The sequence below is a fragment of the Prevotella sp. oral taxon 317 str. F0108 genome (assembly GCF_000162415.1).
In the GTDB taxonomy this organism is placed as follows: Bacteria; Bacteroidota; Bacteroidia; order Bacteroidales; family Bacteroidaceae; genus Prevotella; species Prevotella conceptionensis.
The window spans coordinates 1-16,402 of the sequence record NZ_GG740079.1 but is presented as its reverse complement, the minus strand read 5'-3'; the positions used below and the strand labels follow the sequence as shown (position 1 = coordinate 16,402).

14 protein-coding genes are annotated in these 16,402 nt (G+C 48.6%); 2 read left to right on the top strand and 12 right to left on the bottom strand.

Annotated features, from left to right (window positions below; translation table 11 throughout):
• The first annotated feature begins 1,572 nt into the window (after positions 1 to 1,572).
• The gene (locus tag HMPREF0670_RS14400) at positions 1,573 to 1,854 is read left to right on the top strand and encodes a hypothetical protein (protein ID WP_044078407.1); all 282 of its coding nucleotides are present in this window, start codon (positions 1,573 to 1,575) and stop codon (positions 1,852 to 1,854) included.
• Here the strand turns inward: HMPREF0670_RS14400 and HMPREF0670_RS14395 are convergent.
• Both HMPREF0670_RS14395 and rsmA read right to left on the bottom strand, forming a co-directional pair.
• Entirely contained in the window at positions 1,851 to 2,315 is a 465-nt protein-coding gene (locus tag HMPREF0670_RS14395; RefSeq protein WP_009231878.1) for a GAF domain-containing protein, read from the bottom strand. The two genes, HMPREF0670_RS14400 and HMPREF0670_RS14395, sit on opposite strands and share 4 nt — an antisense overlap.
• Positions 2,312 to 3,115, bottom strand: a complete 804-nt coding sequence (gene rsmA, locus HMPREF0670_RS14390; RefSeq protein ID WP_009231877.1) for a 16S rRNA (adenine(1518)-N(6)/adenine(1519)-N(6))-dimethyltransferase RsmA — start codon at positions 3,113 to 3,115, stop codon at positions 2,312 to 2,314. Before rsmA ends, HMPREF0670_RS14395 begins: the two co-directional genes overlap by 4 nt.
• Positions 3,116 to 3,448: 333 nt before the next feature.
• Between rsmA and HMPREF0670_RS14380 the strand changes: the two genes are divergently transcribed.
• The gene (locus HMPREF0670_RS14380; protein ID WP_009231875.1) at positions 3,449 to 4,447 is read left to right on the top strand and encodes a 2-hydroxyacid dehydrogenase; all 999 of its coding nucleotides are present in this window, start codon (positions 3,449 to 3,451) and stop codon (positions 4,445 to 4,447) included.
• 340 nt (positions 4,448 to 4,787) lie between these two features.
• Here the strand turns inward: HMPREF0670_RS14380 and HMPREF0670_RS14375 are convergent, their stop codons facing one another.
• The 10 genes from HMPREF0670_RS14375 to HMPREF0670_RS14330 all read right to left on the bottom strand — a co-directional run bounded on the left by HMPREF0670_RS14375 (position 4,788) and on the right by HMPREF0670_RS14330 (position 14,800).
• Complete coding sequence (locus tag HMPREF0670_RS14375) at positions 4,788 to 5,279, bottom strand: gliding motility lipoprotein GldH (RefSeq protein WP_009231874.1); 492 nt, start codon at positions 5,277 to 5,279, stop codon at positions 4,788 to 4,790.
• Positions 5,280 to 5,286: 7 nt separating this feature from the next.
• A complete protein-coding gene (locus HMPREF0670_RS14370) occupies positions 5,287 to 6,615 on the bottom strand; it encodes a stage 0 sporulation family protein (protein WP_009231873.1) in 1,329 nt (442 codons plus the stop codon).
• 154 nt (positions 6,616 to 6,769) lie between these two features.
• A complete protein-coding gene (locus tag HMPREF0670_RS14365; RefSeq protein ID WP_009231872.1) occupies positions 6,770 to 7,909 on the bottom strand; it encodes an ATP-binding protein in 1,140 nt (379 codons plus the stop codon).
• Positions 7,906 to 8,862 (bottom strand): methylenetetrahydrofolate reductase, encoded by a 957-nt coding sequence (locus HMPREF0670_RS14360; RefSeq protein ID WP_009231871.1) that lies wholly within the window; start codon positions 8,860 to 8,862, stop codon positions 7,906 to 7,908. Before HMPREF0670_RS14360 ends, HMPREF0670_RS14365 begins: the two co-directional genes overlap by 4 nt.
• 542 nt (positions 8,863 to 9,404) lie before the next feature.
• Positions 9,405 to 9,680, bottom strand: a complete 276-nt coding sequence (locus HMPREF0670_RS14355) for a DUF4834 family protein (RefSeq protein WP_009231870.1) — start codon at positions 9,678 to 9,680, stop codon at positions 9,405 to 9,407.
• 2 nt (positions 9,681 to 9,682) lie between these two features.
• Entirely contained in the window at positions 9,683 to 10,405 is a 723-nt protein-coding gene (gene pssA, locus HMPREF0670_RS14350) for a CDP-diacylglycerol--serine O-phosphatidyltransferase (RefSeq protein WP_009231869.1), read from the bottom strand.
• 15 nt (positions 10,406 to 10,420) lie between these two features.
• Positions 10,421 to 11,110, bottom strand: coding sequence for a phosphatidylserine decarboxylase family protein (locus HMPREF0670_RS14345; RefSeq protein ID WP_009231868.1), 690 nt, complete (start codon positions 11,108 to 11,110; stop codon positions 10,421 to 10,423).
• Between the two features lie 451 nt (positions 11,111 to 11,561).
• Complete coding sequence (locus HMPREF0670_RS14340; protein ID WP_044078415.1) at positions 11,562 to 11,891, bottom strand: heavy-metal-associated domain-containing protein; 330 nt, start codon at positions 11,889 to 11,891, stop codon at positions 11,562 to 11,564.
• 104 nt (positions 11,892 to 11,995) lie between these two features.
• Positions 11,996 to 14,056 carry a TonB-dependent receptor plug domain-containing protein gene (locus HMPREF0670_RS14335; protein WP_044078414.1) on the bottom strand — a complete coding sequence of 687 codons (2,061 nt, stop codon included), beginning with the start codon at positions 14,054 to 14,056 and terminating at the stop codon, positions 11,996 to 11,998.
• Positions 14,057 to 14,464: 408 nt separating this feature from the next.
• Complete coding sequence (locus tag HMPREF0670_RS14330) at positions 14,465 to 14,800, bottom strand: hypothetical protein (protein ID WP_044078405.1); 336 nt, start codon at positions 14,798 to 14,800, stop codon at positions 14,465 to 14,467.
• Between the last annotated feature and the right edge of the window lie 1,602 nt (positions 14,801 to 16,402).

Sequence of the window (16,402 nt, the reverse complement as noted above, 5' to 3'; positions counted from 1 at the left end):
AATTGTTTATGAATAAATGATGTTTTCGGAGGTCCTTTCAGTTTCCTGTCATCATGCCGGCGTGAAAACAAAAAAGAGAAAACCTCAACAACTTCTTGAAGTCTCCTCTGTCGGCTGAAAAACAGTCTTGCTCTAAAAGAAAGAGGAAGATTTGCAATCTGTCGTATCTTGATAGCGAAGTTAGCGATTTAATTCCAAGACTGCAACGAACAAAGGGGAAAATGGTCTTTCTTTTAACGATATTTGCACAAAAGCCCCATTTCCCCTTAAATTATTTTAATCCCGTTAGCGCAAACGCTCGTGCGTGGAGGTATGCCCAACGTGCCGGAACACTTGCACACGGCATTGTCGCTGCCGACAGGTGTTGGCCGTGCTATAAATATATGGAAGTTGTCTTGACCTTTATAATGTTTCCATAAATTGAGAGGGGCTTATCGTCTTTGTGCTGTAAAGCCAAGATAAACGCCCTGCATATGCACGAAGTACTTTACAAGGGCACTGCAATCTTTGGAATTCCAGTCCCTTTGCCTGTGGCAAAAACCGGTTGGGCCTTGAAAAGGGACTGAACTCATAAACTTGTCAAAAAGGAGCGACGGAGTTAAAGGGGTAAGAAGTGAGTGGTAAAGAAGTAAGGGAGCAAGTGGTAAAGGAGCAAATAGTAGAGGAGTAAGGAGTTTTGCCAAATGTCTGTTTGCACTATGACACCAGCTCTTGTTTACTCGTTTACTTGTCAACTCGTCGAGCTGTCAACTCACCAACCTGGACTTGTCAACTTTTCAGTATAAATATTAACATTATGAGTGCCTTTTCTGCCCACCAACCGCCCACCTTGCCGCAAAAAATCGATTCTCGCGGAGGTTTGTTTTGATGCAAAAAGGGGGCAGTTGTGCATGCAGGCGAAATGAATTTTTATTTAAACTGACCGCCACGAACACCCGTTTTTTGGCGATTTGCAGCAAAATGCAGCGCGTTTTGGTGCTAAACGCGGTGCAATATGCCGCTAAACGCAGTGCGTTTTGGTACAAAATGCAAGGTGAAATGGTGCTAAATGCAGTGCGTTTTAGTGCTAAACGCAAAGTAAAATGTGGCTAAATGCTAGGCGAAAAACATAAATATCCGCTGCAATGGTATAAATAAAACCTTTATGTTCCATGAAAAACATGGCCGAAAAGGGTGAAATAGTGGTTAAAAAGTGGGATTTTAGGGGCTAAAAGCGAGTAATTGGGCTTGAAAAATTATGAGTTGGCGACCAAAATAGAAAGGCAAAATGGTGCAAAATGCAGGTTCTTTTCTTGGAAATAGACAAAGCGAAAGGCGCGGAAGGCAAGAAATGGTAGACATTTGCCTACTTTTTAACCCCTATTTTCGCTAGAACGGAGCAAAAATTAGAATGGTTTTGTAAAATAAAAGATAGTAATTTAAGATTTGGTAATAGGGCAAATTGTTTAGTGATAGATACATCGCGTTGGGCAAGTGGGTTAAGGGTGTTGCTGCAAGTATAGCGATTATAGTGAAAAAGAATTGCATTTGGAAAATTGTTGTTGGCAGCGTGCAAGACGTGCGTTGCATAGAATGAATAAACCCTTATGTGGAGGAAAAGGAGATTTTCTTTTTGCTTACGATGCAACTGTGTCTTTTCAAATCCAATTCTGTTTGACTATAATTCTTTTCGTTCGAACAATCTTAACAAAAATCACATGGCTTTTATCAAAACAGACGCAAAACGCTGAGCGAATTTTGTTTACGAACGAATATGCGTTGCAGGTTATGGAACTGAAAGAGGAGAAAAGAAAGAGCAGGGCAAAAGAAAAACAGGTGTTAAGCCCTTGCGTGGAGTTACAGAACGGGCCTTAATATAATGTGTCGGTGAGTAGCTGTGCCACTTGCTCCAAATAAAGCTTATCGGTGTCGTCGAATGTGGCGAGCTGTTTGCTGTCGATGTCGAGAACGGCAACGGGTTTGCCCGACTTGGAGAATACGGGTACTACGATTTCTGACCGCGAAAGGGTGCTGCAAGCGATGTGTCCAGGGAATTGTTCTACGTCGGGAACAACCAAGGTGCGCCCCAACTCGAACGCTTGGCCACACACGCCCTTACCAATGGCGATGGCATAGCAGGCGGGCGGACCTTGAAAGGGGCCTAAGCGCAACATACCATCGGGGTGAAGTAGGTAGAAACCCGTCCAAAAAAACTGGTCGAAGGCTTGGTGCAGGGCGGCGGCAACATTGGCCAATACGCTGGTTTCGTTGCTCTCGCCCTTAATGAGAGCGGTTATCTGCGGCAAAAGGGCGGTGTAGGTGGTTTCCTTGTTCATTGTTTTTGGGCGTTCATTTCTTGTTCTACCATGTTGGTTAGCTGCACAAACTCGGCCACCGAAAGCTGTTCGGGGCGGCGTGTAAACATCTCTTGTGCATAAAATTCGGGCGAGGCAGGCATGCCGGCAAATAGCTGGCGCAGGCTAACGCGCAACATCTTGCGCCGCTGATTGAACACCGTTTTCACCACGCGCTTAAACAATATCTCGTTGCAACCAAGGTTTTCTACTTTGTTTCGCGCCATGCGGATAACGGCACTCTTTACTTTGGGCGGCGGATTAAACACCGTTTCGTCTACGGTAAAGAGATATTCCACATCGTACCAAGCCTGAATAAGCACCGAAAGAATGCCGTATGCCTTTGTTCCTGGCTGCGAGGCGATGCGCAAGGCCACTTCGCGCTGTATCATTCCTGTGCAACAGGGGATGAGATGCTTGTTGTCGAGCATCTTAAAGAATATTTGCGAGGAGATGTCGTAGGGGTAATTGCCCGTCAGCACAAAGGGTTGGCCAGTGAAAACGCTGGCGAGGTCCATGCGCAGGAAGTCTTCGCCCAGCACGTTTTCTGCCAAAAGGGGGAAGTTATTGTACAGGAAGGCCACCGATTCGGTGTCTATTTCCACCACGCGTAGCGGCCTGTTCTTGGTTGCGAGATACTGGGTTAGCACGCCCATGCCTGGTCCCACTTCGAGAATGGGCAGCTCTGGGCATGCGTCTACGGTGTCGGCAATGCGTTGGGCAATGCCTAAGTCGGTCAAGAAATGCTGACCAAGATGCTTTTTGGGTCGTACAAGCTTCATCTTAAATATGTTGTTGCGTTTGCAAAGTTAGCAAAATATGGGGGGATTAGGGCCGTTTTGAGGGTGTTTTGTTTGGGGTGGGGCGATGTCTTTTTGTGTGCAATGGCTTGTGCTAAGTGGTAAACTTGCCCTTGTTGCCGCATATTGTGGGCGCGAACGGCCGTTATCTCGGAAAAAAGTGTTTACTTTGCAGGTTGTAAGAATGATGTTTGGCCGTGACAGGATAACCAAAGACGAGCAACCAGAGCGGTTCTCGCCCAGTGGCGGTATGCACAAATGCGCCGCATATGGCCAAACAAACGTAATTAGTAACATTCAAAAATCCACAACTTCATGATTAAAGTAGCATTCTTCGATGCCAAATCGTACGACGAGGTTTCGTTCAACAAGACGAACGCCGACTATGGTTTTGACATCCGTTATTATCAAGAATATCTCAATCTTAAAACCGTTCCGCTGGCCAAGGGTGCCGATGTGGTGTGCATTTTCGTTAATGCGGAATGCAATGCAGCCGTTATCGACGAGCTGATTAAGAATGGCGTGAAACTTATTGCACTGCGATGTGCAGGCTTTAACAACGTAGATTTGAAGGCGGCAAAAGACAGGATAAAGGTTGTTCGCGTGCCTGCTTACTCGCCACATGCCGTTGCCGAGTATGCCGTTTCGCTGATGTTGGCCCTTAATCGTAAGATTTTCCGTGCCGTTAACCGCACACGCGAGGGCAACTTCGCCCTTAAAGGCTTGATGGGTTTCGACATGTATGGCAAGACGGCGGGCATTGTGGGCATGGGCAGGATTGCAAAAGAACTGATAAAGATATTGCATGGCTTTGGTATGAAGGTGCTGGCATACGACCTTTACCCCGATATGGATTTTGCCAAGCGGTATGATGTGCGGATGGTTTCGCTGGACGAGCTGTACGCCGAGAGCGACATTATCTCGTTGCACTGTCCGCTTACGCCCGAAACCACGTTCCTTATCAACGCCCAAAGCATTGCGAAGATGAAACCGGGCGTGATGATTATCAACACGGGACGTGGAAAACTGGTCCATACCGAGGACTTAATTGAGGGCTTGCGCACGAAACAAGTGGGGTCGGCAGGCCTAGACGTGTACGAAGAAGAGAAGAATTACTTCTACGAAGACCGCAGCGATAAGATTATCGACGACGATGTGCTTGCCCGTTTGTTGATGATGCCTAACGTGGTTCTTACTTCGCACCAGGCTTTCTTTACCGCTGAGGCGATGCACAACATTGCGCTTACTACGCTAGAAAGTATTAAGGAGTTTAGCGAAGGTAAGGAACTGACGAACGAAGTGATGGAGAAGTAAGGTGAGGAAAGCGGGTTTGAGTTGCAGGGTTTCTAAGTCCGTGGCTCTCTTGGTCTTGTTGAATGCACGTGCTAGCCAGCGGTTTACGCGTAGGTTAGCTTGGGGAAGTTCGGGGGATTGGGTAGCTTATCAACATTGAAAGACTTGAGCTTTGTGGCTCGAACAGCATTAAGTCTTACCGAAAAAGCAGAGGGGCTGCCATGTAGGCAGCCCCTCTTTCAGTCCCTTTTATAGTGCAGTATGAAGGCGTATAGCCATCAAGTGCACTTTTCTTCGTTGCAAAGGTAGTTGATTTTTCTACGATTTGCAAGCCTTTATAGAAAGAGCTAACACCCTCTCCTTATTTATATAGCGCATTATGCAAATAGCTAACGCGACTGATATGGATGCCAACATCGGATATTCCTGGTAGCATGTCGCGTTTCATGTCGTGGTAAACGCTCACCACTAGGCTGTCGCCTTCGCGCAAATCGTGCTTGGCTATGGGGTAACTGTATTGGTAATAGCTGATGCCACGCGAGAGACGAGTGCCGTCGGGCTTGCTAAACGTGCAGTTGATGGTGTCTGTCAGCTCTTGGTTGCCAGGCACAATGCGTTGCTTAACGATGAGTGTGGCCGCCGTAAATGGGTAAGCACCGTTGATGCGCACGTCTAGTTGCTGGGCGAATACCCCACCTTGATGAAGTCGGGGAACGTAAAACTTCAAGGTGTCGTTCTTCTCCCATCCGCTCACCGACGTGTGACTGTATCGGTGATAGACGGTGTCCATGCTGCATGCGCTAACTAAGGCGACTGCAAGAGCCACCAATGCGCCTTTCACTAAACGCTCCATCGGCTTGCTATTCTTGTTTTTGCGGTTGGTTATTCGATGGCGCGCCTCCTCTACGTTGGTTATCGCGACGATGCCTGTTGCCGTTATTCTCTTGTTTGCCCTCTTGTGCACGTGGCTGTTGCGGCCTTTGACGGCGTCTTTCCGCCTGTTGTTCGCGCTGACGCAGATGTTCCTTGCGTTGTTGCGGAGCACCATTTTGGGGTGCAGAACCATCGCGCTTGTCGCCCTTGGGCTTGCCGTTAGCGGGGCGTTTCGGGCGTTTCGACTTGTCGAATCGGCTCAGGTCGGCATTAGCCAAGAGGTCGATAGGCTTGTCGGTGTGCTGCTTGTGGCGTTCCTCTTCAAGCGAGTCGGGCTTTTCGCCACGGCGATTCATCTCGATAATAGCCCTAGCACGTTCGGCCGTAATGGTAACGAGGTTCACGGCGAGGTTCTTATCGGTGGAGTAAGTAACCGTTCCCGCCAAGATATCTGTTTTGAAAACGAAGTGTTCGGCATCGCCCGAGTGCAGCGAAACCTCTTTGCTGGGCATGCGTTTAGCGGCCTCCACGTAGTTGTCTACTTCGTAATTAAGGCAGCATTTCAGTTTACCGCACATGCCGGCAAGCTTTTGAGGATTGAGAGAGATGTCTTGAAAGCGGGCGGCATTGGTGTTAACCGACACGAAATTCTTGTTCCATGTGGCGCAACACAGCTCTCTCCCGCAGGGTCCTGTGCCGCCTATGCGCCCTGCTTCTTGGCGTGCGCCAATCTGTTTCATTTCGATACGCACGTGAAAAGTGTCTGCCAGCACCTTAATAAGCTGTCGGAAGTCCACTCTTTCATCAGCAATGTAGTAGAAAATGGCCTTGTTTCCGTCGCCTTGATATTCTACATCGCCGATTTTCATCTTCAATCCCAGGTCTTTTGCTATCTGTCGGCTCTGTATCATCGTGTCGTTCTCGCGACTCTTAGCCTCTTCGTACTTGTCTAGGTCTACGGGTTTGGCTAAGCGATAGATGCGTTTGATGTCGTCGGCCGACTTTAAGTTGGCCTTCTTTATCTGCAAAGCCACGAGCCTTCCCGTAAGGGTAACCACGCCAATGTCGTGTCCTGGGCTCGCTTCCACGGCCACCATGTCGCCTTTTGTAAGCTGTAAGTTGTTCACGTTGTGGTAATAACCCTTGCGTGTATTCTTGAATTGCACCTCAACAAGGTCGGTTTTGTCGGGGTCGTTCACCACGTCGGCCAACCAATCGTATGTATTTAGTTGGTGGTCTGAACGGCAACAGCCCCCACAGCATCCGCCGTGGTCGCAGCCAGTGGCCACCTTGAACTTCATATTTTTGTAATCCATTTGTTCGTTTTGTTTTATATATTGACGGCAGGATGTTGGCCTTGGTGGGCGAAATATCCTGTCGGAGAGTGCTATTTTAGTTGGCTCGACCCTGCGCTTTCCCTCTGCAATGCGTGCGGGAGGATGCTTGAACGAGCCGATATTGAACCGCCTTTTATGCCTTCTTGATGTAGAGAATCATGTTGATGGCATAGTCGAAGAACACCACTTTGGCGTTGGCGTTCTGCGAAATGTCGCGGATGCAGCGGTCGATAAGTTCGGAAATCTCCACGATATTCTCTTCGTTTACGAAACGTGCAAAGTTTCTGGCGAAGTTTTCTTCTTCGCGCGACATGTACACAAGGTCGGCAATGCCGAAGTTGAACATGAAGTTTTCGCGCATCAGACGTGCAAAGTAAGTCAGCATGCGCTTTTGTTTCTCGCGCCCATAGGTGGCCACGGCATCGCTCCAACGGCGCAGTTCGCGTATGTTTCGTTGGTAGGCCAGCCGCATCAGCATGATAAACATGTCTAAAAACTGCTTGTTCTCGTTGTCTACGCTAAGTTCGGCCAGGGCGTTTGTCCAACTTCCGTTGGCTAATCGTGCCACCCGGCGCGCGTCTTCGGGCGTTATGTTGCGCTTTTGTATCAGTGCTTGCTGCATGTCGTGCACGGCAATGGGCGGCAAGTCGATGCGTTGGGTGCGGCTCTTGATGGTTTCGAGCAGCAGTTCGGGCTCTTGACACACAAGGATGAAGAGCGTTTGGGCAGGCGGTTCCTCCAAAAGCTTGAGCAACTTGTTGGCGCATTCTTGATTCATACGTTCGGCAAGCCACACCACGGCCACCTTATATCCCCCTTGACTCGACTTCATACTGAGGCGTTTCATCAGCAAGTCGCTTTCGCCAACGCCCATCTGAGCCTGTTGGTTGGCCGCGTCCATCTGGTCGAGCCAAAGGTCTATCGAGGGATAAAGCGTTGTTTGCAACATCTCTCGCCACTGTGGGGCGAAGTCGTCGCTGTTCATCTTGTGTTCGCTCGACGTTCCTGCGGGGCGAATAACGGGGAAAGAGAAGTGCAGGTCAGGGTGTTCAAAGCGGCGCATCATGGCGCAAGCGGCGCATTCGCCGCAAGGAGCATCGCCTTCTGCATGGCGTTCGCAAAGCAAGTACGAGGCAAGCGCCAAGCCCAAAGCCAGTTTTCCGCTGCCAGAAGGGCCGCAGAGCATCAGCGCATGGGGCAAACGGTTGTTGTGCACCATGCTTACGAGTCGACGTTTAACGTCGTCTTGCCCAATTACGTCGTTCCAGTTCATAACAGTTTTTTGGCCACTTCGCAGATTGAATCGACCGCCGATACGGTGTAAAAGTGAATGCTGGACACGCCCTTCGCATAGAGTTCGCGACATTGTTGCGTGGCCCATTCCACGCCCAATGCCTTTGCATCGTCGTCGGTTTTGCACTTAACGATTTCGCTAGCCAAGGCCGTAGGCAGGTCGCAGTGGAATGTACGGGGTATAACCGTTAGCTGTCCCAACTTGGCAAACGGCTTAATGCCCGGCACGATGGGTATGGTGACGCCCTTTTGGCGTGCCTTTTCCACGAAGTCGAAGTACTTTTGGTTGTCGTAAAACAGCTGTGTAACGGCGTATTTCGCCCCTAGTTGCTGTTTACGGAGCAAGTAATCGATGTCCATATCGAGGTTGGGCGCCTCCTCGTGTTTCTCCGGATAGCACGCCACCCCATACTCGAAACTCTCGCCAGGGTGTTTCATAGGCGTTCCATCAGCAAAAAATCCCTCGTTAAAGTGGTTCACCTGCTCGATGAGTTCGGTGGTATGAGCGTGTCCGTTGGGCGTTGGCGTGAACATTCTGTCGTCTCGCGCCTTGTCGCCACGTAGCAACAACAGGTTCTGAATGCCCAAAAACTGCAAGTCCAGCAATTCGTATTCAATGCTTTCAATCGTTGCGCCGCTGCAAATGATGTGCGGAATAACGGGTATGGCATAGCGTTGCTGTATGGCGGCAGCAATGGCAATGGTGCCAGGACGTCGGCGAATGCGGTCGCGTTCGTACTGTCCGTTGTCCAATTGGCGGTAAACATACTCGCTGTTATGGGTAGTTATGTTGATGTAGCTGGGGCAAAACTCGCGTAAGCGGTCGATGGTACGAAACAATTGTGCCGTGCCATTGCCTTTGAGTGGTGGCAGCACCTCGAACGAAATGGCCTTGGCTGCTGCCTTTTTATTTAGGAAATCACTTACTTTCATCTTTATCTGGTGTTTGGGTGGCGTGGTGTGCGCCCCCTGTTCCCCCTTGTTTGGCATGTCTGTTAGTGGCGTTTGTTGCGTCTTGGGGGTAGAAAACAAATACGCCTAGCTACTTCCGCCGTGCGCTTATGCTTGCGGATGCAGCCAGTTTGTGCCGAATGGTTGTCTGCCAATGTGCCGAACGACGATTGCAGAATGGGCAAGCAAAGACAACTTGTTATGCAAAGTTGCCGCCAACGAGCGCAATGAGAACTTGTTCTCGAATTGCCGAGTGCAGGACAACTTATGCAAAGTTACAACATTTTTTTCGCTTATTGGTGTTACGCTTTGCCTTTGTTGTTTTTTAGCACAGAATGCTTACGTTTTGTCTTTACCTTCTTATGCCGTTTTGTTCTGCCCGGTCCGAATCGAAGTGCACACCTCCATCCTTCTCCTTTCTTCATTGGGATAAGGTGACAATTAGCTTTGTTGCGGCATGGAATATCATTCTCCTATCCTTTTAGAAGAAGGACGAGAGTGAGGTTTGTTTAGTTTCGCTTGCTTTACTTTTCTTCAGTAAAGTCTACGTATTCGCCCTCGTTTTGTTCAAAAATCTTTTGGTTCATTCGCTCGGATGTGCGACTGTCGATAATCACTTCGCCCGCTTTGCCTGCGCGTTGCGACCCATTGGTGGCAGAAGAGGTGGTGGCGTTGTTGAATTGGCGCATGGTTTGGCGCACGGATTTTATGATACGCCTAAACGTTAGCAAGAAAGCTATCAGCGCAACAAACAACACCGATAGCAAAAGCACGCCTATCGACTTCAAGATAAAATCCATTGCTATTGTTTTTTAGTGGCGTTGACATAGGCCGACAGCACCACATACCACGCAATGATGATGGCAAAGGCCAGCACTTTAAAGATAACGAGCAGCGGTATGCAGCTAAGTACGAAGATGTATTTCACCTCGTTGCCCTTCCAGCCCCAGTGTTTAAATTTGAGTGCAAACATAGGTAGTTCGGACACAAGCAGCCAACAGTTGAGCAACATCAAGGCTATGAGCGCGAACGGTGCCCAATTTACAGCTTGCATCTGGCTGTCGAGTCCCAACAAGAGCGACCCCCAAAACAGGGCATTGGCTGGTGTTGGCAGTCCGATGAATGATGTTGTCTGCCGTTCGTCAAGGTTAAACTTGGCCAAACGGAGGGCGGAAAAGGCTGTCATCAGAAAGGCAACGAAAGGTATATAGCCCGTAATTTGCCACCGATAAACGCTTCCGAAGGGGTAGTCTAAAACTGAAAGTTGCTGAAAAAGCATCACCGAAGGGGCTAAGCCAAAGGTGATGACATCGGCAAGCGAGTCGAGTTCTTTGCCAATGGGCGCAGAAACATGGAGCAAACGCGCCGACATGCCATCGAAAAAGTCGAACACAGACCCGATGACAATGAAGAGTAGGGCGAGCCACAAGTCGCCATAAATGGCCGCAATGATGGCGATGCAGCCCGAAATGAGGTTGCAACAGGTTATGGTGTTGGGTATGTGGCGGGTTATTTTGTTTGCCATTGGCAGTGTTCCTTATTATTTAAGCTTGGCCAAAACGGTTTGGTCGCCCGTGGTAAGTTGGCCCATTTTTACGCATATCTCGGTGCCCAAGGGGAGGAATACGTCAACGCGCGACCCCAGTTTGATAAAGCCGAGGTGTTCGTCGATATAGCAATCTTCGCCAGGTTTGGCGTAAGTAACAATGCGTCGGGCCATTGCTCCCGCAATTTGGCGGCAGAGAATGTCCACTCCGTCGGGCGTAGTTATCACCACATCTGCATGTTCGTTCTCCTCGCTTGCTTTGGGTAACCATGCCTTATGGAAGTTTCCGTCTTTGTGTTCTACCTTCTTTACCTTGCCGTCAACGGGGAACCAGTTGGCATGAACGTTGAAAAGACTCATGAAGATAGACACCATGATGCGGCGATCGTGGAAGTAAGTGTTTTCGTCCACCTCTTCTATTACGACTATTTTTCCATCGGCTGGCGCAACCACCACTTTCTCCGTGTCGCCATTGAACACGCGTATGGGGCAGCGGAAGAAGTTGATAATGATGCCATAGGCAATGCCGTATATCACCAAGAACGTCCAAAACGCCACTTTACACTCGAAAAACACCCATAAAAGGGGTGCTACGATGGCAAGTACGATGAACCCAAGCGCCAGGGTTTCAGTGCCTTCTCGGTGTATTCTAATCTTCTTCAGTTTCTTTATTTTATTGACCATTCGCGGTAGTTGCTGTTAAATGTGGATGCAAAGATAATGATTTTTAACGCATTAGGCAAGTTCGTGTGACTTTTTCTTTATACTTTCGGTAAGAAATAGGCAAATTTAACGAGAGGGAACGTGCGCTTTCGTGGTTTTTGGCGTGGCGGAACGTAAGTGGAAGGTAGGTGAGGTTGTAATTTTTTGAGTTGTTGAGTGCATGCAAACAATGAGTTTATGAGTTGTTGGGTGTATGCACACAAAAATGATATAGGCAGGTCCTAAAACCCATTGGAGGTTTTTAGAGCCTGCCTAATAGATAAACGCGTGTTGCAAGGGATGGGCAAATGCGCTGCCCGTCCAAATTTAAGAACCGCCAATAAAGCCCCACGCGCTGGCGCAAGTTCCCCCTCAACTTGTTGTACAACAAGTGTCCCTTGTGCCGTTGCGTGAGGCTTTGTAGCCGGTTCCGTTACATGTTCTCACATTGTTCGTCCTTATGCACGGGTATCTTGGCATCCTTATCGGTCTTTTCTGCCTTATAACCAAATTTCTCAAATGCCTTTTGAATCTTTTCCTCGGTTGTTTTCTTTGAATCGTAAGAAACGAAAACCTTCTGGGCCTCTACGTCTGTTTTTATAGCTTTCACTCCTTTTTCAAAGCGGAGGTTGCCTTTAATTTTCGCTTCGCAGTTGGCACAGTGCATCTGTGGGGTTGTGGTGAAAACAACGGTCTTAATGTCTTTTGCGGTTGCAATCATGGCTACCATGAACAGTACCATCGAAATAATTGATTTTTTCATTTGTTTGTTGTTTGTGGGATAACGGCCCAAACTTGGTTTCTAACCGTTTGTCCCTGGTTGTTATTCTTATTTGTTTGCGCCGTTAAGGCGAGAGGATGGGGCGTTTAAAGCCGTTTTCCCAGATTGACGCGGATGCCGATATAGGCCGAGGCACCCTGCACGGGGCCATATACCATTGTGGGTTCAAAGTTGTTGTCCCATGGGTTTTGGTATCCGATAATGGGGTTCTTCTGCTTGTAATTACCCAAATTTTCGCTGCCTACGTACACTGAGAAATGGCGGAAATAGCGCGTAACCTGTGCGTTGAGCTGGCCGTATGCCTTGAAGTTGCGGCTCCACGACAGGTTGCCCGATGCTGTTGTGTAGGGTTCGGGCATTCTTCCGCCGCCGTTCAACACTGCCGTCGCATCAAACTGCCATAGTCCTAAGGGCGTTTTGTAGCTGGCTGTAAGCAGTGCCTTGTAGCGACTTTGCAGCGGTTTCCACATCAAACGGCCGCCATAAGTGGCCTTAACGAGGTTGTAGCGGTAGGCCGCCGTCAGGTCGAGCCCCTTAAAGAGCAGGTACGAAGCATCAATCTGTACGGTATGCGAGTAGCTCTTGCCGTTGAGATTGGTGATGTGCAGCTCTTGCGGGTTGGTGTCGTAGTCGATAAGGGTTTGCGAAAGGAAGTGCGTGTAATAATAGTCGGCGTTTAATTTCAGCGTTTGCTTACCTATCGGGATGAGGAAGCTCAGGCTGGTTCCATAGTTCCACGCGGCCTCTTGTTCCAGGTTGTCGATGATTAGTCGGCGACCAGACGCCATGAGGTAGTTGTTCTCGGCCAGTGCGTGCGGACTACGATAGCCCTTTCCAGCAGATAGGCGGATGGTGAGCAGGTCTGCCGGCATCCACTTCAGGTGGAAACGTGGCGTGAAGAACGTTCCGTACACGTTGCTGTGGTCGATGCGCAAGCCGGCCATGGCAATCACGCGGTTGTGCAGGTTATAGGTGTATTGTACGTATGCGCCAGGCGTTGTTTCGCTTTCTATGCCGCGCGTTAGCGGATAGCGGTTGCCGTAATCGGCAGGCACCACGCCCGCAGGGAGCAACAAACGTTGGTGCAGGTAGTCGTGGTTAAGGCTTAGCCCGGCAGAAAGGTTGTGCTCAGGTGTGAAGTTGGTCTCAAAGATAAGCGATGCGTAGGCGTTCTTCTCGTTCACGCTGTACTGTTTGATGCCATAGCTTGCATCTTGCTTGTGTAAAGACACGTTGCCCATGAAGGCAACATTGGTGCCGTGTGCCTCGTTTAGGATGAAGGCATGTTTCATATAGCCCTCGTAACGCTCTGTGCCAATGCCGATGCGGTAAGGCGTAAGGCTGCCGGGCGCGGGCTGTGCGTGCGCAACTTGTCCGCTAGTGCGGTCTTCTTTCAGCAACGCCAAGCCGGCGTGGAGCATGTAGCCGCCTTTTTTCCAGAACCAGCGGTTCTGCAAGTTGTATTGTTTCACTTGCGGGTCGTCTTCAAATCCGTCGCCATTGCCGTCGTGTTGGCTCCAATTGTTCTCAAAATGCACCAGCAGCTCCGTGCTGAGGTTCTTGTTGCCGTTGATGTGCACATTGCCGTCGGCGTTGGCTTCGAACTTTCCCATCGTGTTGCCATAGAGGTTGAGCGAAACGCCCTTCTCGTCTTCTGGTTTCACGTACTCAACGTTTATTTGTCCCGTCATGGCTTCGTAGCCGTTCTTTACCGAGGAGTTGCCTTTGCTAACCTGCATGCTCTTCATCCAGTTGCCGGGAACATAGCCTAGGCCATAGGGCAGAGCCGCACCGCGGAAGTTGGGTAGGTTTTCGGTAAGCATCTGCACGTATGTGCCGCTTAGGCCTAGCAGTTTTACTTGTTTGGCACCTGTAGTGGCATCGGCGTAGTTTACATCGACCGACGGGTTGGTGACGAAACTCTCGCCTAGGTTGCAGCAGGCGGCCTTGAAAAGCTCGTCGCGTAGGATGTCTTTGCCGTTGATGGCACCTTTGAGCGAACGCACGGAGGCCTTGCGAGAAGTTACGGTGACGTTTGCCAGCGTCTGTTCTTTCAGCGTTATGGTCGAGTCGGGGTGTGTTTGCTGGGCTACAGCAGGCACAACGGCCAATAGCGTTGCACCTAATATATATGGAATTTTGTTCATTACATTTGATTTTTTGTTGTTGTTAAAGTTTGGCCAGTTGCTACGTGCCACAAGGTGCATCCACTTGGCGTGGGCATCTGCGGAGTAGCAGGGCGTTAGAACTGGCCCTCGGTTTGTTCACAAACATGTTTTTAGGGGCGAGTGTGGGGCGATGTCGCTGCAAAACCGTGGTGAGATAACGAACTTTCTGCCTCGTGCATCTTGTAAGAAAGAGGCTCGTGGACTTTGTTCTTGGGCACGAATAAGGCAAGGGGCGTAACCGCAGGCGTACGAGAAACCCCTGAGTATGCGCCTTAACGCATCAGAACAACGGGTTGCCCGATACAGCTTTGCACATTAACACGTTTGTGAAACAGGCACAAAGGCTCTTCCTATTACGCTTAACGAATAACAGGAAGACACAAAAAATCAAATCAGAAGTGTTGTAAGTAGCCGAAGATATTGGCGTGGCGGGCCATGCCAAAGCCATTGCCATGTTCTTTCGGAGGCCTTTGCCAAAACGGGCAAAGGCAATAAATCGCAATCTGTTATGAGTTGCGGAAGAAGTGAGGACTGCACGGGCAGCGGCTGATGGAAGTCTGCCCGCTCTGCGTTTGTGGACGATAAGGTTTTCACCTGCATCTTCATGCAGTTGCTTGCAGCCGCATCCTTGCAGTGCATCTTCGACGGCATCTCGGCAACAGACACACTACCCGTATGCTCGCACACCACAGTCATGATGCCCGAACCAATCCATAATATCATTGTTGATAACAGGATTGAGAGTGTTATGTATGCCGATTTCCTCATAATTTGAACGACAAAGGTAGTAATTTTATTTCGTAACAAGGCAAAGTTTTGTGCTTTTTTCAATGGCGCAACCGTAAACGTTTCGTGTTTAACTACTGTTTGGCGCAATGAAAGGCGGTCAAGATAATGTTTATAAGGTAGAAAGGTTGAGAATGTTTGCAAACATCTTTATTTCCAACCCCTAGGGTTGAATGTTTAGACAGAGGGGATAATGACGTTGTCTCCACCTCTCGTGTTTCTGTAAATTGAGAAGTGTGTGTGCTTTGTGGTGCCACACAACACAAACACTCCTCTTTATATATGAAGTGCAGAACAACGCAACTCGCTTACCTATGAACTCACGAAAACCCAAAGTTCCCGAATACATAACTCGCCAACTCTCCACTTCATCAACTCACCGACTCACAACCTCATTAACTAAAAAAATAACCAACCCACAAACCTACAAAGTCACAAAATCACCAACTCACCAACTCATTAACTCAAACGCTCACCACTTCATCAACTCACCAACTCATTAACTCAAACACTTACCAACCCACAAACCCGCAAAGTCAAAAACTCACCAACTCATTAACTCAACCACTTACCAACTCATTAACTCAACCACTTACCAACTCATCAACTTCCAGACTCCCAAACTCAAATACCCATCAATTCAAAAACTTAAATTGTTGTATTTATTTTACAAACTCATTCTAATTTTCGCTTCGTTCTAGCGAAAATATGGGTTAAAAAGTAGGTAAATAGCCACCATTTCTAACCTTGTACGCCTTTCGCTTTGTCTATTTTCAAGAAAAGAACCTGCATTTTGCACCATTTTGCCTTTCTAGTTTGGCTGCCAACTCATAATTTCTCAAGCCCAATTACCTGCTTTTTACCCCTAAAATCCCACTTTTTAACGACGATTTCGCCCTTTTCAGCCCTGTTTTTCATGGTTCGAGAAGGTTTTATTTATACCATTGCAGTGGATATTTATGCTTTTCGCCCCGCATTTAGCAGCATTTTACACTGCGTTTTGCACCATTTCGCCTTGCATTTAGCACCAAAACGCACTGCATTTAGCATCAAAACGCACTGCATTTAGCATCAAAACGCACTGCATTTTGTACCAAAACATACTGCGTTTAGCACCAAAACGCACTTCATTTTACTACAAATCACCCAAAAACGGGTGGTAGTGGCGGTCGGTTTAAATAAAAATTCATTTCGCCTGCATGCACAACTGCCCCCTTTTTGCATCAAAACAAACCTCCGCGAGAATCTATTTTTTGCGGCAAGGTAGGCGGTTGGTGGGCAAAAAAGGTACTCATAATGTTAAAATTCGCACTGAAAAGTTGACAAATTTAGGCTGACGAGTTGACAGATTTGGATTGGTGAGCTGACAGGTCCGGGTTGGTGAGTTGACAGGTTCGGGTTGGCGAGTCGACAAATTCCAGGTTTAAATATCGTTAAAGGGAAAATGTTGGTCCCCTTAATTTGTTGCCGTTTTGGATTTCTTTTACTAACTTTGGCTTTCGGAGACAACTTAATTGCAAGTCTCCGGCTTTAATTTCC